Below are 23,001 nucleotides of genomic sequence, written 5' to 3'. Positions count from 1 at the left end.
AGGTAACAAGGATGTCTGGCGAGATGTTTGGAGATCGGCAACGGCCGATGGTGCTCGTACTGGGGCTCGGGGAATCGGGTCTCGCGATCGCGCGATGGTGCGCGAGGCACGGGTGCCGGCTGCGCATTGCCGATACCCGCGAGGCGCCGCCGAACCTTGCCGCGCTGCAGGCCGAAGGCATCGATGCGGAGTTCGTCGGCGGGGCGTTCACGCCTGCGCTGCTCGACGGTGGCATCGAGCTCGTCGGGCTGAGCCCCGGGCTGTCGCCGCTCGAACCGGCGCTCGCGGCGCTGGTCGCGGCCGCGAACGAGCGCGGCATCGCGGTGTGGGGCGAGCTGGAATTCTTCGCGCAGGCGCTGCGTGCGCTCGGCACGAGCGGCTACCAGCCGAAGGTGCTCGCGATCACGGGCACCAACGGCAAGACCACGACGACGAGCCTCACGGGCCTGCTGTGCCAGCGCTCGGGCAAGAAGGTCGCGGTCGCGGGCAACATCAGCCCGGCGATGCTCGACCGGCTCGCCGGCGCGATCGACGAAACCGCGCTGCCGGACGTATGGGTGCTCGAACTGTCGAGCTTCCAGCTCGAGACCGCGCGCACGTTCGCGCCCGATGCGGCCGCGATCCTGAACATCACGCAGGACCACCTCGACTGGCACGGCAGCTTCGAAGCGTACGCGCAAGCAAAGGGCCGGATCTTCGGCGCGACGACGACGCGCGTGCTGAACCGCGACGATGCGGCCGTGATGAAGTTCGCGCCGGCAGCCGGCGCGGCCGACGCGCCGCGTACGGTCACGTTCGGCCTGAACGAACCGGTGCAGGACGGCGACTACGGGCTGTCGCGCGACAACGGCATCGCGTGGCTGGTGGAAGCCGTCGATCGCGATGCACCGGACGAAGCGGCGACGACGAGCCGCCGGCGCAAGCGCGATGCCGCGCACACGCCCGACATCGCGCAGAAGCGCCTGATGCCGGTCGACGCACTGCGTATCCGCGGGCTGCACAACGCGGCGAACGCGCTGGCCGCATTCGCGCTCGCACGCGCGATCGACCTGCCGGCCGCGCCGCTGCTGCACGCGCTGCGCGAGTACCGCGGCGAAGCGCATCGCGTCGAAGTGATCGCGACGATCGACGACGTGGACTACGTCGACGACAGCAAGGGCACGAATGTCGGCGCGACGGTTGCCGCGCTCGACGGGCTCGCCCAGAAGATCGTGCTGATCGCGGGCGGGGACGGCAAGGGCCAGGATTTCGCGCCGCTGGTCGCGCCGGTCGCGCGCTGGTGCCGCGCGGTGATGCTGATCGGCCGTGACGCGCCGGCGATCCGCGACACGCTCGCCGAAACAGGCGTACCGCTTGCCGACCACACGACGCTCGAAGGCGCGGTGCACGCGGCGGCCGACCTCGCCGAGCCGGGCGATGCGGTGTTGCTGTCGCCTGCATGCGCGAGCCTCGACATGTTCAGGAACTACGCCCATCGCGCGGATGTGTTCCGCGCGGCGGTCGACGAAATCGCCATCGACAAAGGAGCGACGCCATGAGCTGGTCCGATCGCCTCGTCTCCCGTTTCAACGATCGGCGCGACACCGGCGGCAATGCCGCGGGCGGCCGCGTCGCGTCGGCCACGCGCGCCGCGACCGGCGGCCTCGCGAGCGTCGTCAACGGCGTGCGCCCGAGCCGTTCGCGGATGCTCGACTTCGACTACTCGCTGCTGTGGGTCGCGATCGCGCTGCTCGGGCTCGGCGTCGTGATGGTGTATTCGGCGTCGATCGCGATGCCCGATTCGCCGAAATACGCGGCGTATCACGATTACGCGTTCCTGATGCGCCACTGCGTATCGCTCGTCGTCGCGTTCATCGCGGCGGTGATCGCGTTCCGGGTGCCGGTGTCGACGTGGGACAAATACGCGCCGCATCTCTTCCTGATCGCGCTGGTCGGCCTCGTGATCGTGCTGATCCCGCACGTCGGCAAGGGCGTGAACGGCGCGCGCCGCTGGATTCCGCTCGGCATCACGAACATGCAGCCGTCGGAAATCATGAAGCTCGCGGTGACGATCTACGCGGCGAACTACACGGTGCGCAAGCAGGAATACATGCAGAGCTTCGCGAAAGGCTTCCTGCCGATGGCGTTCGCGGTCGGCCTGGTCGGTGCGCTGCTGCTGCTCGAGCCGGACATGGGCGCATTCATGGTCGTCGCGGCGATCGCGATGGGCGTGCTGTTCCTCGGCGGCGTGAACGGCAAGCTGTTCGGCGGCCTCGTTGCGACGGCGGTCGGCACCTTCACGATGCTCGTATGGCTGTCGCCGTGGCGTCGCGAGCGGATCTTCGCGTACCTCGATCCGTGGGACGAGCGCTACGCGCAGGGCAAGGCATACCAGCTCACGCACTCGCTGATCGCGTTCGGACGCGGCGAGTGGTTCGGTGTCGGCCTCGGCGGCAGCGTCGAGAAGCTGAACTACCTGCCGGAAGCGCATACCGACTTCATCCTCGCGGTGATCGGCGAGGAACTCGGTTTCGTCGGCGTGCTGGTCGTGATCCTGCTGTTCTACTGGATCGTGCGCCGCGCGTTCGAGATCGGCCGTCAGGCACTCGCACTCGATCGCACGTTCGCGGGCCTGATGGCGAAGGGCATCGGCATCTGGTTCGGTGCGCAGACCTTCATCAACATGGGCGTGAACCTCGGGCTGCTGCCGACCAAGGGCCTGACGCTGCCGCTCGTGAGCTACGGCGGCTCCGGCATTCTGCTGAACTGCGTGGCGCTCGCGGTGCTGCTGCGGGTCGACTATGAAAACCGGGTGCTGATGCGCGGGGGGAAGGTATGACCGCGTCGCAACGCACGCTGATGGTGATGGCAGGCGGCACCGGGGGCCATGTGTTCCCGGGGCTCGCGGTCGCGCACCGGATGGAGGCGGCGGGCTGGCGCGTCGTGTGGCTCGGCAATCCGGCCGGGATGGAAGCGACGCTCGTGCCGAAGCACGGCATTCCGATGGAATACGTGCGGTTCGGCGGGCTGCGCGGCAAGGGCCTGAAGACCAAGCTGACGCTGCCGTTCAACCTGCTGCGCGCATGCGGGCAGAGCCTCGCCGCGCTGCGCCGCGTGCGGCCCGACGTCGTGCTCGGGATGGGCGGCTACATCACGTTCCCGGCGGGTGTGATGACGGCGCTGTCGGGGCGTCCGCTCGTGCTGCATGAACAGAATTCGATCGCGGGCCTGACGAACAAGGTGCTCGCGAAATTCGCGAAACGCGTGCTCGTCGCATTCCCCGGCGCGCTGCCGCATGCGGAATGGACCGGTAACCCGATTCGCGCGGAACTTGCCGGCACCGAAGCGCCCAAAGCACGCTACGCGTCGCGCAGCGGCCCGCTGAACGTGCTGGTCGTCGGCGGCAGCCTCGGTGCGGCCGCGCTGAACGAAGTCGTGCCGCGCGCGCTGGCGATGCTGACGCCGGGTGAACGTCCGCGCATCGTGCATCAGGCCGGCGCGAAGCACATCGACGCGCTGAAGGCGAATTACGAAGCGGCCGGTTTCGCGGCCGGCGAAGACGTGCGGCTCGTGCCGTTCATCGACGACATGGCGGCCGCGTATGCGGCGGCGGATCTCGTGATCTGCCGGTCGGGCGCGATGACGGTGTCGGAGATCGCGGCGGTGGGCGTGGCGGCGCTGTTCGTGCCGTTCCCGTACGCGGTCGACGATCACCAGACGAGCAACGCCGCGTTCCTCGCCGATGCGGGCGCGGCCGTGCTGGTGCAACAACGCGACCTGTCGGCGGAACTGCTCGCCGACTGGCTGCGCGGCCAGTCGCGGGCATCGCTCGCGGACATGGCGGAACGTTCGCGCTCGCTGGCGAAGCCCGAGGCCACCGACGAAGTCGCGCGCGTGTGCGCGAAGGCGGCCGGCGCGAACCTGGAAATATTGCAATGAAACATATCGTCAAACACATTCATTTCGTCGGGATCGGCGGCGCGGGCATGAGCGGCATCGCCGAAGTGCTCGTCAACCTCGGCTACGAGGTCAGCGGCTCGGATCTCTCGCGCAACGCGGTGACCGATCGTCTCCAGGCGCTCGGCGCGCGGATCGCGATCGGCCACGACGCGGCGAACATCGAGGGCGCGAACGCGGTCGTCGTATCGACGGCCGTGCGCTCGGACAACCCGGAAGTGCTGGCCGCGCGCGCGAAGCGCGTGCCGATCGTGCAGCGCGCGGTGATGCTCGCCGAGCTGATGCGCCTGAAGCAGGGCATCGCGATCGCCGGCACGCACGGCAAGACCACGACCACCAGCCTCGTCGCGAGCGTGCTCGCCGCGGGCGGCCTCGACCCGACTTTCGTGATCGGCGGGCGGCTGATCAGCGCCGGCGCGAACGCGCGGCTCGGCACGGGCGATTTCATCGTCGCCGAGGCCGACGAGTCGGACGCGTCGTTCCTGAACCTGTATCCGGTGATCGAAGTCATCACGAACATCGATGCCGACCACATGGACACCTACGGCCACGATTTCGCGCGGCTCAAGCAGGCGTTCATCGAATTCACGCAGCGCCTGCCGTTCTACGGCAGCGCGGTCGTGTGCGTCGACGATCCGAACGTGCGGCAGATCATCCCGTTCATCTCGAAGCCGGTCGTGCGCTACGGACTGTCGCCGGACGCGCAGGTGCGCGCGGAAGACATCGACGCGCGCGACGGCCGGATGCATTTCACGGTGATCCGCGAAGGGCGTGCACCGCTCGCGGTGGTGCTGAACATGCCGGGCCTGCACAACGTGCAGAACGCGCTCGCGGCGATCGCGATCGCGACCGACCTCGGCGTGACGGATGACGCGATCCAGCAGGCGCTGGCCGAATTCAACGGCGTCGGCCGGCGTTTCCAGCGCTACGGCGAGGTGCCGACCGCGGACGGCGGCCAGTACACGCTGATCGACGACTACGGCCATCACCCGGTCGAGATGGCCGCGACGATCGCGGCCGCGCGCGGCGCGTTCCCGGGGCGTCGCCTCGTGCTGGCGTTCCAGCCGCACCGCTACACGCGCACGCGCGATTGCTTCGACGATTTCGTCAACGTGCTGTCGACGGTCGATGCGCTGGTGCTGACGGAAGTCTACGCGGCCGGCGAGGCCGCGATCTTGACCGCCAACGGCGACGCGCTGTCGCGCGCGCTGCGCGCGGCAGGAAAGGTTGACCCGGTGTTCGTCGCGACGGTCGACGACGTGCCGGACGCATTGGCGAAGGTCGCGCAGAACGGCGACGTGGTGATCACGATGGGCGCGGGTTCGATCGGCGGCGTGCCGGCGAAGGTCGCGCAGCACACTCAACAGAAGGCATGACATGAGCGGGATTGATCCGAAACGTTTCGGCAAGGTGGCGGTGTTGTTCGGCGGCGAGTCCTCGGAGCGCGAGGTCTCGCTCACGTCCGGCCAGCTCGTGCTGCAGGGCCTGCGCGACGCAGGCATCGACGCGCACCTGTTCGACCCGGCCGAGCGCCCGCTGGCGGCGCTGAAGGACGAAGGGTTCGTGCGTGCGTTCAACGCGCTGCACGGCGGTTACGGCGAGAACGGCCAGATCCAGGGCGCGCTCGATTTCTACGGGATCCGTTACACGGGCAGCGGTGTGCTCGGGTCGGCGCTCGGCCTCGACAAGTTCCGCACGAAGCTCGTCTGGCAGCAGACGGGCGTGCCGACGCCGCCGTTCGAGACGGTGCTGCGCGGCGACGACCTCGCGGCGCGCGCGACGGACATCGTCGCGAAGCTCGGCCTGCCGCTGTTCGTGAAGCCGGCGAGCGAGGGCTCGAGCGTCGCGGTGCTGAAGGTGAAGACGGCCGATGCGCTGCCGGCTGCGCTCGAGGAAGCCGCGAAGCACGACCCGATCGTGATCGTCGAGAAGAGTATCGAAGGCGGCGGCGAATACACCGCATGCATCGCCGGCGATCTCGACCTGCCGGTGATCAAGATCGTGCCGGCCGGCGAGTTCTACGACTATCACGCGAAGTACATCGCCAACGACACGCAATACCTGATCCCGTGCGGGCTGCCCGCCGACAAGGAGGCGGAGCTCAAGCGCGTCGCGCGCCGTGCGTTCGACGTGCTCGGCTGCACCGACTGGGGCCGCGCGGACTTCATGCTCGACGCCGATGGCAATGCGTACTTCCTGGAAGTGAACACCGCACCGGGCATGACCGACCACTCGCTGCCGCCGAAGGCCGCGCGCGCGGTCGGCATCAGCTATTCGGAGCTGGTCGTGAAGGTGCTGTCGCTCACGCTCAACGACTGACGCAGGAACGGAACGACGTATGTGGAACAACGTTCGCCAACTCAACCTTGCCGCCAGCGCGCTGTACGCGCTGCTGCTGCTCGTGTTGGCGGCGGCCGGTTGCTACTGGCTGATCCAGCGCCCGACGTTCGCGTTGCGGGAAATCCGGATCGACGGCGACACCGAGCACATCAATTCGCCGACGGTACGCGCGGGCGTGGTCGGCCGGCTGAAGGGCAATTTCTTCACGGTCGATCTCGACGCCGCGCGCGCCGCGTTCGAGCAGATGCCCTGGGTGCGCCATGCGAGCGTGCGCCGGGTGTGGCCGAATGCGCTGGCTGTCACGCTCGAGGAGTACAAACCGCTCGGGACCTGGGGCAGCGACCAGCTCGTGAGCGTCGACGGCGAGCTGTTCACCGCGAACCAGGGCGAGCTGGATCAGGAACTGCCGGCGTTCGACGGCCCGGAGGGCAGTGCGAAGGAAGTCGTCACGCGGTATCGCGACTTCGGGAAATGGTTTGCGCCGCTGAAGGCGGCGCCGGAAGAAGTGACGCTGTCGGCGCGGTACGCGTGGACGGTGAAGCTGTCGAACGGCATGCAGGTCGAGCTGGGCAAGGAACGCAACAGCGAGTCGCTGCATGACCGGAGCCAGCGCCTGGTCGCCGCCTGGCCGGCGGTCACGGAGCGCTGGGGCAACGACATCGAGTACGCGGACCTGCGTTATCCGAACGGATTCGCGATTCGCGCGGCAGGCATGCGGTTCCTGACCGATACCGACAAGCGCAAGAAGTAACGAGAGATCACACGCAAGAGCACTTTATGAGCAAAGACTACAAGGATCTGCTGGTTTCCCTCGACATCGGCACGTCGAAGGTGGTGGCCATCGTCGCCGAGCTGAAGGGCGAAGGTCACTACGAGGTGATCGGTCTCGGCCAGAGCGAGTCGAAGGGTCTGAAGAAAGGTGTGGTGGTCAACATCGAGGCCACCGTGCAGTCGATCCAGCGCGCGCTCGAGGAAGCCGAGCTGATGGCCGACTGCAAGATCACCAACGTGTTCACGGGGATCGCCGGCAGCCACATCCGCAGCTTCAACTCGAGCGGGATGGTCGCGATCAAGGACAAGGAAGTCACGCAGACCGACGTTGCGCGCGTGATCGAGACCGCGAAGGCGATCAACATCCCGACCGACCAGCAGGTGCTGCACATCCTCACGCAGGAATTCATCATCGACGGCCAGGAAGACGTGCGCGAGCCGATCGGGATGAGCGGCATCCGGCTGGAAGTGAAGGTGCACATCGTGACGGGCGCGGTGAGCGCCGCGCAGAACATCGTCAAGTGCGTGCGCCGCTGCGGGCTGGAAGTGAATGACCTGATCCTGCAGCCGCTCGCATCGTCGCTGGCGGTGCTGACGGAAGACGAGAAGGATCTCGGCGTGGTGCTGGTCGACATCGGCGGCGGCACGACGGACATCGCGATCTTCGCCGAAGGCGCGATCCGCCACACCGCGGTGATTCCGATCGCCGGCGACCAGATCACGAGCGACATTGCGATGGCGCTGCGCACGCCGACGCCGGATGCGGAAGACATCAAGGTCGGCTACGGGATCGCGAAGCAGGCGCTCGCCGATCCGGACGAAATGGTGGAAGTGCCGGGCCTCGGCGAACGCGGTCCGCGCACGCTGTCGCGCCAGGCGCTCGCGGCCGTGATCGAGCCGCGCGTCGAGGAACTGTTCTCGCTCGTGCAGCAGGTCGTGCGCGAATCGGGTTACGAAGAACTCCTGAGCTCCGGCGTGGTCATTACCGGCGGTGCGTCGATGATGCCCGGCATGGTCGAGCTCGGCGAAGACATTTTCCTGAAACCGGTGCGCATCGGTGCGCCGGAGTATGCAGGCGGCCTCTCCGACGTCGTGCGCAATCCGCGCTACTCGACGGCGATGGGGCTGCTCGTCGAAGGCAGTGCCCAGCGCATGCGCGGCCGCAAGGTCGCCGTGCAGTCCGGCAACGCGGGGCAGGTGTTCTCGCGGATGAAGGAATGGTTCCTGAGCAACTTCTGACAAACCGAATCTCGAAATTCGCGCTGGTGCCGGCGGCTGGCGCGCGACAGGGGGTTGCCCGATCTCCTGCCGAATAACGGCCGATTAGCAGTTTTTCTCTTGACGGAGGCAACATGGAATTCGAAATGCTGGAAACCGAGACCAACGGCACCATCATCAAGGTGGTCGGCGTTGGCGGCGCTGGCGGCAATGCCGTCCAGCACATGATCAACCGCGGCGTGCAGGGCGTCGATTTCATCGTGATGAACACGGATGCGCAGGCGCTGTCGCGTTCGCGCGCATCGTCGGTGATCCAGCTCGGCAATACGGGCCTCGGCGCCGGTGCAAAGCCGGAAATGGGCCGTGCGGCAGCGGAAGAAGCGCGTGAGCGCATCGCCGACGCACTGCGCGGCGCGCACATGGTGTTCATCACGGCCGGCATGGGCGGCGGGACGGGCACGGGCGCGGCACCGGTGGTCGCGCAGATCGCGAAGGAGATGGGCATCCTGACGGTCGGTGTCGTCAGCAAGCCGTTCGAGTTCGAAGGCGGCAAGCGCATGCGCGTCGCTGAAGCAGGTTCGCAGCAACTGGAGGATCACGTCGACTCGCTGATCGTCGTGCTGAACGACAAGCTGTTCGACGTGATGGGCGACGACGCCGAGATGGACAAGTGCTTCCAGTGCGCGGACGACGTGTTGAACAACGCGGTGGCAGGCATCGCTGAAATCATCAACGTCGATGGCCTCGTGAACGTCGACTTCGAAGACGTGAAGACGGTGATGGGCGAGCAGGGCAAGGCGATGATGGGCACGGCGACGGTCGCCGGCGTCGATCGCGCGCGCCTCGCGGCGGAACAGGCCGTGGCGAGCCCGCTGCTCGAAGGCGTCGACCTGTCGGGCGCACGCGGCGTGCTGGTCAACATCACGTCGAGCCGTTCGCTGCGCCTGTCGGAAACGCGCGAAGTGATGAACACGATCAAGAGCTACGCGGCGGAAGATGCGACGGTGATCTTCGGTGCGGTGTACGACGACGCGATGGGCGATGCGTTGCGCGTGACGGTCGTGGCAACGGGTCTGGGCCGTGCGGCGAAGAAGCAGCAGTCGGCACCGATGACGCTGCTGCGCACGGGTACGGACAACCAGCCGGTCAGCGCGGTGTCGCACGGCTATGCACCGGCGCATCACGTCAGCACGGCCGACTACGGCGCACTCGATACGCCGGCGGTGTGGCGCAATTCGCGTGAAACCGCGGCATCGCACGTGCAGGCACTGCAGGAGAAGGGTGTCGACACGTACGACATCCCGGCTTTCCTGCGCAAGCAGGCTGACTGACGCAAACACAGGCGAAGCCGCGGCGAAACTGCCGCGGTATCGCCGGCGTGACGGATGCTACGGACCACGACAGGCCGCGTCGGCTGCGACGCCGGGCCGGGAAACGTGCCCTCTCCGCACAAGCGGAGCGGGATGGGCCGTGCTGTCCGCGACACGCTGAAAAACCGTATCGCTATGAGGGACCAGCCATGATTCAAGTGGGCGACGCGCTGCCCGACGCGCAACTGTTCGAGTACATCGACGACGCGCGCGAAGGGTGCACGCTGGGGCCGAACGCCTGCAGCGTGCGCGATCAGGTTGCGGGAAAGCGGGTGGTGATCTTCGGATTGCCGGGCGCTTTCACGCCGACCTGTTCGGCGCAGCATGTGCCGGGCTACATCGAACACGCCGAGCAACTGCGCGCGGCGGGTATCGACGAGATCTGGTGCGTGTCCGTCAACGACGCATTCGTGATGGGCGCATGGGGACGTGATCTGCACACCGCGGGCAAGGTGCGCATGATGGCGGACGGCAGCGCGGCTTTCACTCATGCGCTGGGGCTGACGCAGGATTTGTCCGCGCGTGGCATGGGAATTCGTTCCCTGCGCTACGCGATGGTGATTGACGGCGGTGTGGTCAAGACGCTGGCCGTCGAGGCGCCGGGCAAATTCGAAGTGAGCGATGCGGCGAGTGTTCTCGCGACGTTGACGTCCTGATCGTGCGGTGCGCCGTTGCCTGCCGGCAACGCTGCTCACCGGCCTCAGGGCAGTTGTAACACGGGCTGATGACCGGAAACGCCTCCGTTCCGGGCATCGGCCCGTCCCGTATCGGCAGGGGTAAACAGCCGAAACAGATTGATACGCAGTTTCAAACTGCGTTGAATAGGGAATTACGCTATAATCCCCCCTATTGAATATAACTCCTGATTGATATCTTCAATCACGACGAAGAACATCATGCTGAAGCAGCGCACCATCAAATCCATCGTGAAGACCGTGGGTATCGGTGTCCACTCGGGCCGCAAGATCGAGCTGACGCTCCGTCCCGCCGCACCGGGCACGGGCATCGTGTTCTCCCGCGTCGACCTTCCCACGCCCGTCGACATTCCCGCGGCGGCGACGTCGATCGGCGATACGCGGCTCGCGTCGGTGCTGCAGAAGGATGGCGTGCGCGTGTCGACCGTCGAGCACCTGATGTCGGCATGTGCCGGCCTCGGCATCGACAACCTCTATGTCGACGTGACGGCCGAGGAAATCCCGATCATGGACGGCAGCGCGGCGACCTTCGTGTTCCTGATCCAGTCCGCCGGGATCGAGGAGCAGAACGCGCCGAAGCGTTTCGTGAAGGTGAAGAAGACGGTCGAAATCCGTGACGGCGACAAGTTCGCGCGTCTCGATCCGTACTTCGGCTTCAAGCTGAAATTCTCGATCGACTTCCGTCACCCGGCCGTCGACAAGACCGGCCAGGAGCTCGAGGTCGATTTCGCGAATACGTCGTATGTGCGCGAGATCGCGCGCGCACGCACGTTCGGCTTCGCGCACGAGGCCGAGATGCTGCGCGAGATGGGCCTCGCCCGCGGCGGCAGCATGGAAAATGCGATCGTGCTCGACGAGTACCGCATCCTGAACAACGACGGGCTGCGCTACGACGACGAGTTCGTGAAACACAAGATGCTCGACGCGATCGGCGACCTGTACGTGATCGGCCATCCGCTGCTGGCGTCGTACACGGCGTACAAGTCCGGCCACGGGCTGAACAACGCGCTGCTGCGCGAGCTGCTCGCGAACGAAGATGCGTACGAGATCGTCACGTTCGACGATCCGCAGGCCGCGCCGAAGGGTTTCGCGTTCGACGCGCAGACGGCCTTCGCCTGAACTGTGTTCGGCGCAAGCAACAAAAAAGCAGCCTTCGGGCTGCTTTTTTGTTGGCCGGGCGATGCCGGCGGCGTAGACCGTCAGCGCGGCTTTGCGCCGTGCCGGGCCGCCATCCGCGCAAGCGCGGCCTGCAGCGGCGACGGTTCGAGATGGTCGGCCAGATCGCGCAACGCGGCCGCGCCGACCGACGTCATCCGCGCCTGCTTCACGTGCGGCGGCTCCGGCGCATCCTTCGGGCGCACGCGCACGCGCAGCGTCGAGACCGGCCAGCCGCGCTTTTGCAGATCGCCGAGCAGCCGCGGCTCGACCTGCCGCAGCCGCGCGGCCAGCGCGTTGTGCGCGGCAAAGAGGGTCAGGGTGCCGTCCTTCACGAAGCCGGGTTCGACGTGGTTCGCCAGGTAGTCGGGCAGAAGCGCGGCAAGATCGCGCTGCAGCGACGCGATTTGCTCGACGCCGGCGCGCAGTGCCGCGAACGCGTCGGTGCGGCCGAGCACTTCGGACACGGGTTGCGGGCGATAGGCGGCGAGCGGGCCGAAACGCTTGGAAAATCGGTTCATCGAGACATTCTTCGGGCGCGCACGCGCGCGGACGTTGACGCCGATTGTACCCGCGCGGGCCCGTGCACGGGCGGCTTTCGCCCCGTGGGCCCGGCCGTAGGCGCGCAGTGCCTGTCCGGCCGAGACACGGGCGCACGCTTTCCCGCGTGCTAAAATTCGACGTTTGAGTCCACTAATTCGCTAAGCCGCCGAGGCTCGGGCGTCGGGGCGCGCAACACGCGCCGGGCGCCGGTGCTGCGACGCAGGATCCGATCCGATGACAACCGGTTTTCTCCAGAAAATTTTTGGCAGCCGCAACCAGCGGCTCGTCAAGCAATACCAAAAGACCGTCGCGACGATCAATGCGCTCGAAACGCAGATCGAGAAGCTGACGGACGACCAGTTGCGCGGCAAGACGGACGAATTCCGCCAGCGGGTCGCGGCCGGCGAGTCGCTCGACAAGCTGCTGCCCGAGGCGTTCGCGGTCTGTCGCGAGGCCAGCCGGCGCGTGCTGAAGATGCGGCACTTCGACGTGCAGATGATCGGCGGCATGGTGCTCCACTACGGCAAGATCGCGGAAATGCGCACCGGCGAGGGCAAGACGCTCGTCGCGACGCTGCCCGTGTACCTGAACGCGCTGGCCGGCCGCGGCGTGCACGTCGTGACCGTCAACGATTACCTCGCGCAGCGCGACGCCGAATGGATGGCGCGCCTCTACAACTTCCTCGGTCTGTCGGTCGGCATCAACCTGTCCGGCATGGAGCACGACCAGAAGCAGCAGGCTTACGCGGCGGACATCACGTACGGCACGAACAACGAGTTCGGCTTCGACTACCTGCGCGACAACATGGTCTACGAGACCGACGCGCGCGTGCAGCGGGCACTGAACTTCGCGGTCGTCGACGAAGTGGACTCGATCCTGATCGACGAAGCGCGCACGCCGCTGATCATTTCGGGCCAGGCCGAGGATCACACCGAGCTGTACGTGCGGATGAACGCACTGCCGCCGCTGCTCGAGCGCCAGATCGGCGAAGAGAAGGCCGACGGCACGGGTGTCGAGAAGCCGGGCGACTACACGCTCGACGAGAAGGCCCGCCAGGTGTTCCTGACGGAATCGGGCCACGAGAAGGCCGAGCGCCTGCTCGCCGAATGGGGCCTGATCGGCGAGGGCGAGAGCCTGTACGCGCCGCAGAACATCACGCTGATGCACCACGTGTACGCGGCGCTGCGCGCACACACGCTGTTCCACAAGGATCAGCACTACGTCGTGCAGAACGGCGAAGTGGTCATCGTCGACGAATTCACGGGCCGCCTGATGGCCGGCCGCCGCTGGTCCGACGGCCTGCACCAGGCGGTCGAGGCGAAGGAACACGTGAAGATCCAGAGCGAGAACCAGACGCTCGCGTCGATCACGTTCCAGAACTACTTCCGGATGTACGCGAAACTCGCGGGCATGACCGGTACCGCGGACACCGAAGCGTACGAATTCAACGAGATCTACGGCCTCGAGACGGTCGTGATCCCGACCAATCGCCCGCCGAAGCGGATCGACAAGCAGGACCAGATCTACAAGACGGCCAAGGAGCGCTACGACGCGGTGATCCGCGACATCCGCGAATGCTACGAGCGCGGCCAGCCGGTGCTGGTCGGCACGACGTCGATCGAGAACTCGGAACTGCTGTCGCACCTGCTGAAGCAGGCCGGGCTGCCGCATGAGGTGCTGAACGCGAAGCAGCACGAGCGCGAAGCGGCGATCGTCGCGGAAGCCGGCCGTCCGAAGCGCGTCACGATCGCGACCAACATGGCCGGCCGTGGTACCGACATCGTGCTCGGCGGCAATGCCGAGAAGCAGGCCGCGTTCATCGAGGCCGACGACGCGATCCCGGCCGACGAAAAGGCGCGCCGCATCCAGCAGTTGCACGACGAGTGGGAAACGCTGCACGAGCAGGTGAAGGCTGCTGGCGGCCTGCACATCATCGGCACCGAGCGCCACGAATCGCGCCGGATCGACAACCAGCTGCGCGGCCGTGCAGGCCGTCAGGGCGATCCGGGCTCGTCGCGCTTCTATCTGTCGCTCGACGATCCGCTGCTGCGCATCTTCGCGGGCGACCGCGTGCGTTCGATCATGGATCGCCTGAAGATGCCGGAAGGCGAGGCGATCGAGGCAGGCATCGTCACGCGCTCGATCGAGTCCGCGCAGCGCAAGGTCGAAGCGCGCAACTTCGACATCCGCAAGCAGCTGCTCGAATACGACGACGTGTCGAACGACCAGCGCAAGGTCATCTACCAGCAGCGCAACGAGCTGCTCGAAGCGCACGACATCACCGAGACGATCTCCGCGATGCGTCACGGCGTGATTGCCGAAGTCGTCCGCCAGTTCGTGCCGGAAGGCAGCATCGAGGAGCAGTGGGACGTGCCCGAGCTCGAGGAAGCGCTGCGCAACGACTGGCAGCTCGACCTCGCGATCCAGGAAATGGTGAACGAGTCGTCGTCGATTACGGCCGAGGAGATTCTCGACGCCGTGATGACGGCCGCCGACGAGCAGTACGAGGCGAAGGTCGCGATGGTCGGCCGCGAATCGTTCAGCGCATTCGAGCGCTCGGTGATGCTGCAGACGGTCGACCGCCTGTGGCGCGAGCACCTCGCGGCGCTCGACCATCTGCGCCAGGGCATCCACCTGCGCGGCTATGCGCAGAAGAACCCGAAGCAGGAATACAAGCGCGAAGCGTTCGAGCTGTTCGCCGCGATGCTCGAGGCGATCAAGCAGGAAGTCACGCGTGTCGTGATGAACGTGCAGATCCAGTCGCCGGAACAGCTCGAGGAAGCGGCCGAGCAGATCGAGGAGCGCGCAGGTCATCTCGAGAACGTCGAGTACCAGCACGCCGACTACGCGGAAGCCGGTGCGCCGGTGGCGAACGTCACGGCTGCCGCAGCGGCCACGGCGACGGCCGACATGGTCGGCAGCGCGATGACGCACAGCGGCCCCGGCGGTGAAATGCCGAAGGTCGGCCGCAACGACCCGTGCCCGTGCGGCAGCGGCAAGAAGTACAAGCAATGTCACGGGAAGCTGTCATGATCGACGGCGGCGCGCGTGACGCGCGCCGCTCGGTTCGCAGCTTCGAGCGCGTGATCTGAGTTGCGGCGGCCCGCGCATGCGGCCGCCGGTTCTTCCAATCGATGCCGGCGCACGCCGGCATTTTCCATCTGGCAGGTGTGCCCCATGGCTGTCAATTTTCCGTCGATCGATCCCGCCCAACTGCATCCCGTCGCCGGCGTCACGCTCGGCTGGGCGGAAGCGAACATCCGCAAGCCGAATCGCAAGGACGTGCTGGTCATCTCCGTCGACGAAGGCGCGACGGTCGCGGGCGTGTTCACCGAAAACCGCTTCTGTGCCGCGCCGGTCATCGTCTGCCGCGAGCATCTGGCGAAGGTGCGCGCGGGCGGTGCGGGCATTCGCGCGCTCGTCGTGAATACGGGCAATGCCAACGCCGGTACCGGCGAGCCGGGCCTCGTGAACGCGCGCGAAACCTGCACGGAACTTGCCCGCCTCGCGGGTATCGAGCCGGCGCAGGTGCTGCCGTTCTCGACCGGCGTGATCCTCGAGCCGCTGCCGATCGACCGCCTGAAGGCCGGGCTGCCGGCCGCGCTCGCGAACCGCAAGGCCGCGAACTGGTTCGACGCCGCGCAGGCGATCATGACGACCGATACGCTGCCGAAGGCCACGTCGCGCCAGGTGACGATCGACGGTCACACGGTCACGCTGACGGGCATCAGCAAGGGCGCCGGCATGATCAAGCCGAACATGGCGACGATGCTCGGCTTCCTCGCGTTCGACGCGAACGTCGCGCAGCCGGTGCTCGACACGCTCGTGAAGGAAGTGGCCGACCGCTCGTTCAACTGCATCACGATCGACGGCGACACGTCGACGAACGACTCGTTCATCCTGATCGCGTCGGGCAAGAGCACGCTGCCGGCGATCACGTCCACGGATTCGCCGGCCTATGCGGCGCTGCGCGATGCGGTGACGGAAGTCGCGCAGGTGCTGTCGCAGCTGATCGTGCGCGATGGCGAAGGTGCGACGAAATTCATGACGGTGCAGGTCGAAGGCGGCAAGAGCGTCGCGGAATGCCGCCAGATCGCTTACGCGATCGGCCATTCGCCGCTCGTGAAAACCGCCTTCTATGCATCCGACCCCAACCTCGGCCGGATTCTCGCGGCGATCGGTTATGCGGGCGTCGCGGATCTCGACGTCGGCAAGATCGACCTCTATCTCGACGATGTGCTCGTCGCAAAGGCGGGCGGCCGCAATCCGGCTTACCAGGAAGAGGACGGCCAGCGCGTGATGAAGCAGAGCGAAATCACGATCCGCGTGCTGCTTGGCCGCGGCGACGCACAGGCCACCATCTGGACGTGCGACCTGTCGCACGACTACGTGAGCATCAACGCGGATTACCGCTCCTGATCGGGAGTGCCTGAACGACATGGACAAGCTTGAACAGTTTCTGACGCGCGCGGAAGCGCTGCTCGGTCGTCTCGAGGGGATGTTGCCGCCCGCGCAGGCAGCGGTCGACTGGAATGCCGCACACGCGTTCCGCTGGCGCAAGCGCCAGGGGCGCGGTTATCTGCAGCCGGTGCCGGCCGTGTCGTCGATCACGCTCGACGACCTCCACAACATCGATCGCCAGAAAGGGCTGATCGACCAGAACACGCGGCAGTTCGTGCAGCAGAAGCCGGCGAACAACGTGCTGCTGACCGGCGCGCGCGGTACCGGCAAGTCGTCGCTGATCAAGGCGTGCCTGAACGCGTATGCGAAGGACGGGCTGCGTCTGATCGAAGTCGACAAGGACGACCTGCACGATCTCGGCGACATCGTCGACCTGATCTCGCAACGTCCCGAGCGCTTCATCGTGTTCTGCGACGACCTGTCGTTCGAGGAAGGCGAGTCGGGCTACAAGGCGCTGAAGGTGGCGCTCGACGGCTCGATCGCCGCGCAGTCGGACAACGTGCTGATCTACGCGACGTCGAACCGCCGCCATCTGCTGCCCGAGTACATGAGCGACAACGAGACGTACAAGCATCTCCCGGATGGCGAGATTCACCCCGGCGAAGTCGTCGAGGAGAAGATCTCGCTGTCGGAGCGCTTCGGTCTGTGGGTCAGCTTCTATCCGTTCAAGCAGGACGACTATCTCGACATCGTCGGGCACTGGCTGCGTCATTTCGGTTGCCCGGATGCGGAGATCGAGTCCGCACGCGGCGATGCGCTCGTGTGGGCGCTCGAGCGCGGCTCGCGGTCGGGGCGCGTCGCGTGGCAGTTTGCGCGCGACTGGTCGGGTCGCAAGGAGCAAGCATGAGCGCGGATCTCGCACAAGGCGCCGTGCGCGCGCCCGATGGCCGCAAGGTGACGGAAGTGGCGGTCGGCGTGATGGTGCAGCCTGGTGGCCCGGTCGGCCGCTGCCGCTATCTGCTCGCGCAGCGGCTGCAAGGCAAACCGTACGAAGGCTACTGGGAATTTCCGGGCGGCAAGCTGGAGGCCGGCGAAAGCGTCGAGGACGCGCTTGCGCGCGAACTGCACGAGGAACTCGGCATCCAGGTCACGGCCAGCCATCGCTGGCACACGCTCGAGCACGATTATCCGCATGCCTATGTGCGGCTTTATTTCTGCAAGGTGACGGGCTGGACGGGCGAGCCGCACAGCAAGGAAGGGCAGGCGTTCGTATGGCAGCAACTGCCGGTCGAGGTCGCGCCGTTGCTGCCGGCCGCGCTGCCGGTGCTTGAACTGCTCGAGAAGGAAGCTGCGTCGATCTGACGCCACGATGGCCTGCCGGAAAGGCGGGCCATATCACTGTCACTGGCTGACGGTGCCGAGCGCCGCTCAGCTGTCGCGGCGGCCGTCCGTGCCGTCTTCTTCCGACGAGGGCCCCTCGTCGGAGGATCCCCCGATCCGGTACTTTTCCGCGGCCCAGGCGCCGAGGTCGAGCTGCTTGCAGCGGGCCGAGCAGAACGGACGGAACTGATTTTCGGGCGTCCAGCGCACTTCGGCGCCACACGACGGGCATTTCACAACGGTAGTCATACGAAAGCGATCCGGCACGCGGCCGTTACAGATTGCACAGTGTCAGATGGAACGGCACGTCGATGTCCACCGCGCGAGGCCGCACATCGCCGTCCTGCGTGGTGAACCGTACCCACAGCATGTATTTGTTGGCGCTTGCCTCGGGAATGACGCGCAATTCCGGCGCCACGCGCACCTGCATCAACTGGTAGGTGCGGCCGGACAGCATCTGCTGGTAGCTGCCCTGCATCGCCATGACCTTCGACGCCTGGCCCGATTCGCGCGCGAGCCGCAGCACGATCGCAGCGGCATCGCGCAGCGGCAGCATCGGCAGGATCCATTTCGCGATGTCCTGGCGCCGCTGCTCGGCGGGCCATTGCTGCCATGCGTAGTACGACGGCAGGTCGAACTTGCACGTGCCGCCCGGAATCACCGCACGGCTGCGGATGCTGGCGAGCCACTCGTTGTCGACGAGGTGCTGCCCGGTCTTGCCCTGCATCTGCGCGAGATTCGCGAGCGTCTGCTCGATTTCGCCGAGCACGGCTTCGAGCGCGTTCTGCTCGATGCCCGGATTGCCGCGAAAGGGGGCGAGCGTCTGGCGTTGACGTTCGAGCTCCTTCATCAGATCCGATTTCAGGTCCGCGCGGCCCGTTACCTCGGCGATTTCGAACAGCGTCGTCAGCGCGACGTGGTGTTCACGCGGGTCCTCCTGAGCCAAAAAGAACGCGAAGCGCTCGAAGAGATCTTCGAGGCGCAACAGCGTGCGAATTCGCTCGTTGAACGGATACTCGTAAAGAATCAAGCGCGCTCGCCTCTTGGGTAGGGATTGAAACAATGCAGGACATTCTAATGCCCACGCTCTACCCTAGCAACGCGCCAATTTCGTACACCATCACGATCGCGCGCGAGGCTCAGTGCGCGGCGGCCGCGAACCCGAGATAGCGTTGGTGCAGTGCATCGACCTGCGCGGCGAGCGCATCGGGCGTCGTCGCGTCGTTGACGATGACGTCGTCGGCCGCCGCGAGGCGGGCCTCGCGCGACGCCTGCCGCGCGATGATCGCCTCGACCTGCTCGCGCGTGAAGCCGTTGCGCCGCATCACGCGTGCGATCTGCGTTTCGACCGGACAGTCGACGACGAGCACGCGATCGCAGCGCGCCTTCCAGTTGCCGGATTCGACGAGCAGCGGCACGACGAACATCACGTATGGGCCCTGCGCTTCGCGCGCCTCACGATCGGTCTCCGCCCGGATCAGCGGGTGCGTGATCGCTTCGAGGCGCCGACGCGCGTCGTCGTCGCTGAAGATCAGTGCGCGCATCTGCGCGCGGTCGAGCGAGCCGTCGGCGGCAACGAAGTCGCGGCCGAATGCCTGTTCGATCGCGGGCATCGCGAGGCCGCCCGGCGCGGTGATGCGATGGGCGATCAGATCGGTGTCGACCAGCGATGCGCCTCGGGCGGCGAACAGGTCGGCGACGGTCGTCTTGCCGCTGCCGATGCCGCCGGTGAGTCCAATTGCGAACATGTCAGCCTCCGAGCGCCGAATAGAAAGGGGTGCCGAAAAACAGCGTCGCGACACCGCCTGCCGCGAGGAACGGGCCGAACGGAATCGGCTCCTCGAAGCGCATGCGACCGCGCCAGGTCGCGACGAGCCCGACGACCGCGCCCGTCACAGCGGCGAACAGCACGACCTGCGGCAGTGCGGCCCAGCCCATCCATGCGCCGAGCGCGGCGAGCAGCTTCAGGTCGCCGAAACCGATGCCCTCGATGCCGCGCAGCCATTTGAACAGCCAGTAGACCGACCACAGGAACAGGTAGCCGGCCATGGCCCCGATCACGGCCGAACGCAGCGATGTGAACGTGCCGCCGAGGTTCAGCACGAGCCCGGCCCAGAGGAGCGGCAGCGTCATCGAGTCGGGCAGGTAGCCGGTCCGGATATCGATCGCGCTCATCGCGAGCAGCGCGGCGCACAGCGCGAACGCGGCGAGCGCGGCGACGGTCGGGCCGAATGCCGCGAGCGAGCCGGCGGCGAGCAGCGCGCACGCAAGCTCGACGAGCGGATAACGGATGCCGATCGCGTGGCCGCAGCGTCGGCAGCGCCCACGCAGGATCAGGTAGCTGACGAGCGGGATGTTTTCCCATGCGCGCAGCACGTGGCCGCAATGCGGGCAGGCGCTGCGCGGGTGCCACAGGTCGTAGCGCGGCGGGTAGCCGTCTTCGGGAGTGGCACTCGTGTTGCCGGTCGCTTCGTCGATCTCGGCCTGCCATGCGCGCTGCATCATCACGGGCAGCCGGTGCACGACCACGTTCAGGAAGCTGCCGACGCACAGGCCGATGATGACCGCGAACGCGTACTGCAGTGCGGCCGGCAGCATCGCCAGCGCGAGCAGCGTGCTCTCGGGCGAATCGGAAACGGCGGACAAGGGCGCGGGTGTCATGAGGCTCAAGGTTCGGACTAAAAGGCGACAGAATCGGTTGCGATGCTACACCACGTTGCCGAGCTGAAGGATGGGCAGGTACATCGCGATCACGAGGCCGCCGACGAGTGCGCCCAGTACGATCACGATCAGCGGTTCGCCGAGCGCGGCGAGCGTATCGAGATGCGCGTCGAGCTGGCGCTCGCACAGCGTGGCGATGTCGGCGAGCATCGTGTCGAGCGCACCGGTCTCCTCGGCGACGGCGATCGGTTGCACGACGTCGTCCGGAAAGCAGCCGGCCGACTGCATCGCGTCCGCGAGACGCGCGCCGCGCAGCACGTGGGCGGCGATGTGGGCGGTGGCGCGCTCGAACACGGGATGGCCGGCCGTGCGTTCGAGCGTGGCGAAGGCGTCTGCGAGCGGCACGCCGGCGCCGAGCAGCGTCGCCAGCGAACGGCACCAGCGCGCGGCCGCGAACCGGCTCATCGCGCTCCCCGCGAGCGGGACGTGCAGCAGGCGCCGCGCGACGGCGTGGCGCAGCGGTGCCGATAGCCGTAGCGCGCGATGGGCGGCCAGCGCGGCTGCCGCCGTACCGGCAACCAGCACACCGCCCCACGCCGACAGTGCCGAGGACAACGCGAGCAGCGCACGGGTCGGTGCCGGCAGCGCGGCGCCGAAACCGTCGAAGATCTGGCGGAACGTCGGTACGACCCACACCATCAACGCGGCCGAAATTGCGAGCCCGAACAGGATGACGGCCGCCGGATAGGCAAGCGCGGCCCGCAGCTTGCGCCATTGCGCGTCGGCGCGCTCGCGGTGCTCCGCGACCCGTGTCAGCACGACGCCGAGCGAGCCTGACGCTTCGCCGACCTCGATCAGCTGGCGATACAGTGTGCCGAACTGCGCCGGATAGCGTGCAAGTGCATCGGCGAAGCGATGGCCGCCGACGATCTCGCGGGCGAGACCGGCGGCGATTCGCGGCAGGCCGTCGCGTGGCCGCGTGCGCGCGAGCATCTCGAGCGACGGCGCGAGCGGCAACCCGGCCTGCAGCAGGCTCGCGAGCTGACGCGTGAAGCGCGTGATGTCCCGCGTGCCGGCCATTGGCGGCCGGGCCGGCCCGCGGATGTCGAGCGATAAGACTGCGATGCCGTCGCGCGCGAGTGCGGCGCGTGCACTCGCAGCGTCGAACGCGATGATGATCCCGCGGCGTGGTGTGCCGTCGCGATGGCGGCCGCGCCATCCGAAGCGGCTTTCGCGCGGCGTTGTGCGCATGCTCATGCAGCAGGTGTCGCGGCGATGGCTTCCGCGATGCTCGTCGTGCCGTCCTGGACACGCGCGAACGCCGCGTCGCGCAGACTGCGCACGCCTTCGGCCGCCGCGCATTGCGCGAGTTCGCCGACGCTTGCCCGGGCGACGATGCGTTCCGCCAGCCGGGGCGATACCGGCATCGTCTGATGCAGGCCGATACGGCCGCGATAGCCGATGCCGTGACAGGCCGAACAGCCTCGCGCGACGAACGGCCGCCATCCTGCGGCGAGCGCAACCGGGTCGCAGCCGGCTTCGCGCAATACGGGCACCGGTGCGTCCGAGTGCATGCGGCAGGCGGTGCACAGCCGCCGGACGAGGCGCTGCGCGGTGACGAGGTGCAGCGCGGCCGCGAGGTTGTACGGGGCGACCCCGATATCGAGCAGCCGCGCGACGGCGGCCGGCGCGTCGTTCGTGTGCAGCGTCGACAGCACGAGATGGCCGGTCTGCGCGGCCTTGATCGCGACGTCGGCCGTCTCCGCATCGCGAATCTCGCCGACCATGATGATGTCCGGATCCTGCCGCAGCAGCGCGCGCAGTGCCGTCGCGAACGTGAGCCCCGCCTTTTCGGCGACGCCGACCTGGCTGATGCCGTCGAGCTGGATCTCGGCGGGATCCTCCACCGTGCAGACGTTGTGCGCGTCGCGATCGAGCATCTGCAGCGCGCAGTAGAGCGACAGCGTCTTGCCGCTGCCGGTCGGGCCCGTGACGAGCACGAGGCCATGCGGTGCGCGTATCGCGGCTTCCATCGCGGCCGCCTGTTGCGCGTCGAAGCCGAGACGGGCGAGCGTGAGGTCGGTCGGCAGGGTTTCGAGGCGCCGCAGCACGAGCTTTTCACCGAACAACGTCGGCAGCGAACTGACCCGGTAGTCGCCGCGCGTACCGCCGTCGATCGCGATACGCAGCCTGCCGTCCTGCGGGAGCCGTCGCTCGGCGATGTCCATGCGTGCGAGCACCTTGATCCGCGTGACGAGCGCGTCGCGCAGATGAAGAGGCGGCCGCGCATGTTCATGCAGCACGCCGTCGATGCGCAGGCGGATGCGCCAGCCGGCTTCGAACGGTTCGACGTGGATGTCGGATGCGTCGCGCACGCGTGCAGCGTGAAGCGTGTCCGTCAGCAGCCGCACAGCCGGCGCGTCGTCGAGCTGGGCCGCGTCGAGCGCGCGCGGTGCGGTGACGGGCGACGCATCGGAATGAGCGGGCGGCGGCTGCGTGCGCAGCGGCGCCCCGGGAGGAGTGAAATGCAT

The 23,001-nt window shown here is 67.1% G+C and carries 21 protein-coding genes; 14 read left to right on the top strand and 7 right to left on the bottom strand.

Going from position 1 to position 23,001, the window contains the following annotated elements:
• Nucleotides 1-23: 23 nt before the first annotated feature.
• From murD to lpxC, 10 genes are all read left to right on the top strand, one after another.
• Nucleotides 24-1,538 carry a UDP-N-acetylmuramoyl-L-alanine--D-glutamate ligase gene (gene murD / locus E9536_RS33150; RefSeq protein WP_136472186.1) on the top strand — a complete coding sequence of 505 codons (1,515 nt, stop codon included), beginning with the start codon at nt 24-26 and terminating at the stop codon, nt 1,536-1,538.
• The gene (ftsW, locus tag E9536_RS33145) at nt 1,535-2,818 is read left to right on the top strand and encodes a putative lipid II flippase FtsW (RefSeq protein WP_021159916.1); all 1,284 of its coding nucleotides are present in this window, start codon (nt 1,535-1,537) and stop codon (nt 2,816-2,818) included. The genes murD and ftsW overlap by 4 nt, the downstream gene beginning before the upstream one ends.
• Nucleotides 2,815-3,918, top strand: coding sequence for an undecaprenyldiphospho-muramoylpentapeptide beta-N-acetylglucosaminyltransferase (gene murG, locus E9536_RS33140; protein WP_021159915.1), 1,104 nt, complete (start codon nt 2,815-2,817; stop codon nt 3,916-3,918). Before ftsW ends, murG begins: the two co-directional genes overlap by 4 nt.
• Nucleotides 3,915-5,312: a UDP-N-acetylmuramate--L-alanine ligase gene (gene murC, locus E9536_RS33135; RefSeq protein WP_059687201.1), complete on the top strand. Its 1,398-nt coding sequence runs from the start codon at nt 3,915-3,917 to the stop codon at nt 5,310-5,312. The genes murG and murC overlap by 4 nt, the downstream gene beginning before the upstream one ends.
• Nucleotide 5,313: 1 nt before the next feature.
• The gene (locus E9536_RS33130; protein ID WP_021159913.1) at nt 5,314-6,255 is read left to right on the top strand and encodes a D-alanine--D-alanine ligase; all 942 of its coding nucleotides are present in this window, start codon (nt 5,314-5,316) and stop codon (nt 6,253-6,255) included.
• A 19-nt stretch (nt 6,256-6,274) separates the two neighbouring features.
• A complete protein-coding gene (locus E9536_RS33125) occupies nt 6,275-7,027 on the top strand; it encodes a cell division protein FtsQ/DivIB (protein WP_021159912.1) in 753 nt (250 codons plus the stop codon).
• Nucleotides 7,028-7,053: 26 nt separating this feature from the next.
• Nucleotides 7,054-8,286: a cell division protein FtsA gene (gene ftsA, locus E9536_RS33120; RefSeq protein ID WP_006487138.1), complete on the top strand. Its 1,233-nt coding sequence runs from the start codon at nt 7,054-7,056 to the stop codon at nt 8,284-8,286.
• A gap of 113 nt (nt 8,287-8,399) precedes the next feature.
• Nucleotides 8,400-9,596: a cell division protein FtsZ gene (gene ftsZ, locus E9536_RS33110; protein ID WP_021159911.1), complete on the top strand. Its 1,197-nt coding sequence runs from the start codon at nt 8,400-8,402 to the stop codon at nt 9,594-9,596.
• 188 nt (nt 9,597-9,784) lie between these two features.
• The gene (locus E9536_RS33105; RefSeq protein ID WP_124818394.1) at nt 9,785-10,291 is read left to right on the top strand and encodes a peroxiredoxin; all 507 of its coding nucleotides are present in this window, start codon (nt 9,785-9,787) and stop codon (nt 10,289-10,291) included.
• A gap of 240 nt (nt 10,292-10,531) precedes the next feature.
• A complete protein-coding gene (lpxC, locus tag E9536_RS33100; RefSeq protein WP_027788449.1) occupies nt 10,532-11,449 on the top strand; it encodes a UDP-3-O-acyl-N-acetylglucosamine deacetylase in 918 nt (305 codons plus the stop codon).
• Between the two features lie 80 nt (nt 11,450-11,529).
• On the opposite strand, the gene E9536_RS33095 is transcribed toward lpxC, so the two are convergent.
• Nucleotides 11,530-12,006 carry a DUF721 domain-containing protein gene (locus E9536_RS33095; protein ID WP_021159908.1) on the bottom strand — a complete coding sequence of 159 codons (477 nt, stop codon included), beginning with the start codon at nt 12,004-12,006 and terminating at the stop codon, nt 11,530-11,532.
• A gap of 256 nt (nt 12,007-12,262) precedes the next feature.
• Between E9536_RS33095 and secA the strand changes: the two genes are divergently transcribed.
• From secA to E9536_RS33075, 4 genes are all read left to right on the top strand, one after another.
• Nucleotides 12,263-15,061 (top strand): preprotein translocase subunit SecA, encoded by a 2,799-nt coding sequence (secA, locus tag E9536_RS33090; RefSeq protein WP_027788448.1) that lies wholly within the window; start codon nt 12,263-12,265, stop codon nt 15,059-15,061.
• Between the two features lie 144 nt (nt 15,062-15,205).
• Entirely contained in the window at nt 15,206-16,447 is a 1,242-nt protein-coding gene (gene argJ, locus E9536_RS33085) for a bifunctional glutamate N-acetyltransferase/amino-acid acetyltransferase ArgJ (RefSeq protein WP_124919591.1), read from the top strand.
• Nucleotides 16,448-16,466: 19 nt separating this feature from the next.
• On the top strand, nt 16,467-17,336 hold the full coding sequence (locus tag E9536_RS33080) for an ATP-binding protein (RefSeq protein WP_021159904.1): 870 nt from the start codon (nt 16,467-16,469) through the stop codon (nt 17,334-17,336).
• Entirely contained in the window at nt 17,333-17,791 is a 459-nt protein-coding gene (locus tag E9536_RS33075; RefSeq protein WP_027788445.1) for an NUDIX domain-containing protein, read from the top strand. Before E9536_RS33080 ends, E9536_RS33075 begins: the two co-directional genes overlap by 4 nt.
• 66 nt (nt 17,792-17,857) lie before the next feature.
• Here E9536_RS33075 and E9536_RS33070 read toward each other — a convergent pair whose 3' ends face one another.
• The 6 genes from E9536_RS33070 to E9536_RS33045 form a co-directional block, all read right to left on the bottom strand.
• On the bottom strand, nt 17,858-18,058 hold the full coding sequence (locus tag E9536_RS33070) for a DNA gyrase inhibitor YacG (RefSeq protein ID WP_027788444.1): 201 nt from the start codon (nt 18,056-18,058) through the stop codon (nt 17,858-17,860).
• Between the two features lie 25 nt (nt 18,059-18,083).
• Complete coding sequence (gene zapD, locus E9536_RS33065) at nt 18,084-18,839, bottom strand: cell division protein ZapD (protein WP_027788443.1); 756 nt, start codon at nt 18,837-18,839, stop codon at nt 18,084-18,086.
• A 109-nt stretch (nt 18,840-18,948) separates the two neighbouring features.
• Nucleotides 18,949-19,557: a dephospho-CoA kinase gene (gene coaE / locus E9536_RS33060; RefSeq protein WP_027788442.1), complete on the bottom strand. Its 609-nt coding sequence runs from the start codon at nt 19,555-19,557 to the stop codon at nt 18,949-18,951.
• Between the two features lies 1 nt (nt 19,558).
• The gene (locus tag E9536_RS33055; RefSeq protein ID WP_060085791.1) at nt 19,559-20,470 is read right to left on the bottom strand and encodes an A24 family peptidase; all 912 of its coding nucleotides are present in this window, start codon (nt 20,468-20,470) and stop codon (nt 19,559-19,561) included.
• A gap of 45 nt (nt 20,471-20,515) precedes the next feature.
• Nucleotides 20,516-21,727, bottom strand: coding sequence for a type II secretion system F family protein (locus tag E9536_RS33050; RefSeq protein ID WP_060318871.1), 1,212 nt, complete (start codon nt 21,725-21,727; stop codon nt 20,516-20,518).
• Nucleotides 21,724-23,001 (bottom strand): ATPase, T2SS/T4P/T4SS family, encoded by a 1,278-nt coding sequence (locus tag E9536_RS33045; protein WP_059697881.1) that lies wholly within the window; start codon nt 22,999-23,001, stop codon nt 21,724-21,726. Before E9536_RS33045 ends, E9536_RS33050 begins: the two co-directional genes overlap by 4 nt.

Source organism: Burkholderia sp. LS-044 (assembly GCF_004803625.1).
Classification (GTDB): Bacteria; Pseudomonadota; Gammaproteobacteria; order Burkholderiales; family Burkholderiaceae; genus Burkholderia; species Burkholderia cepacia.
The sequence above is the reverse complement of the archived record's forward strand: the minus strand, read 5'-3'. Positions and strand labels throughout refer to the sequence as shown.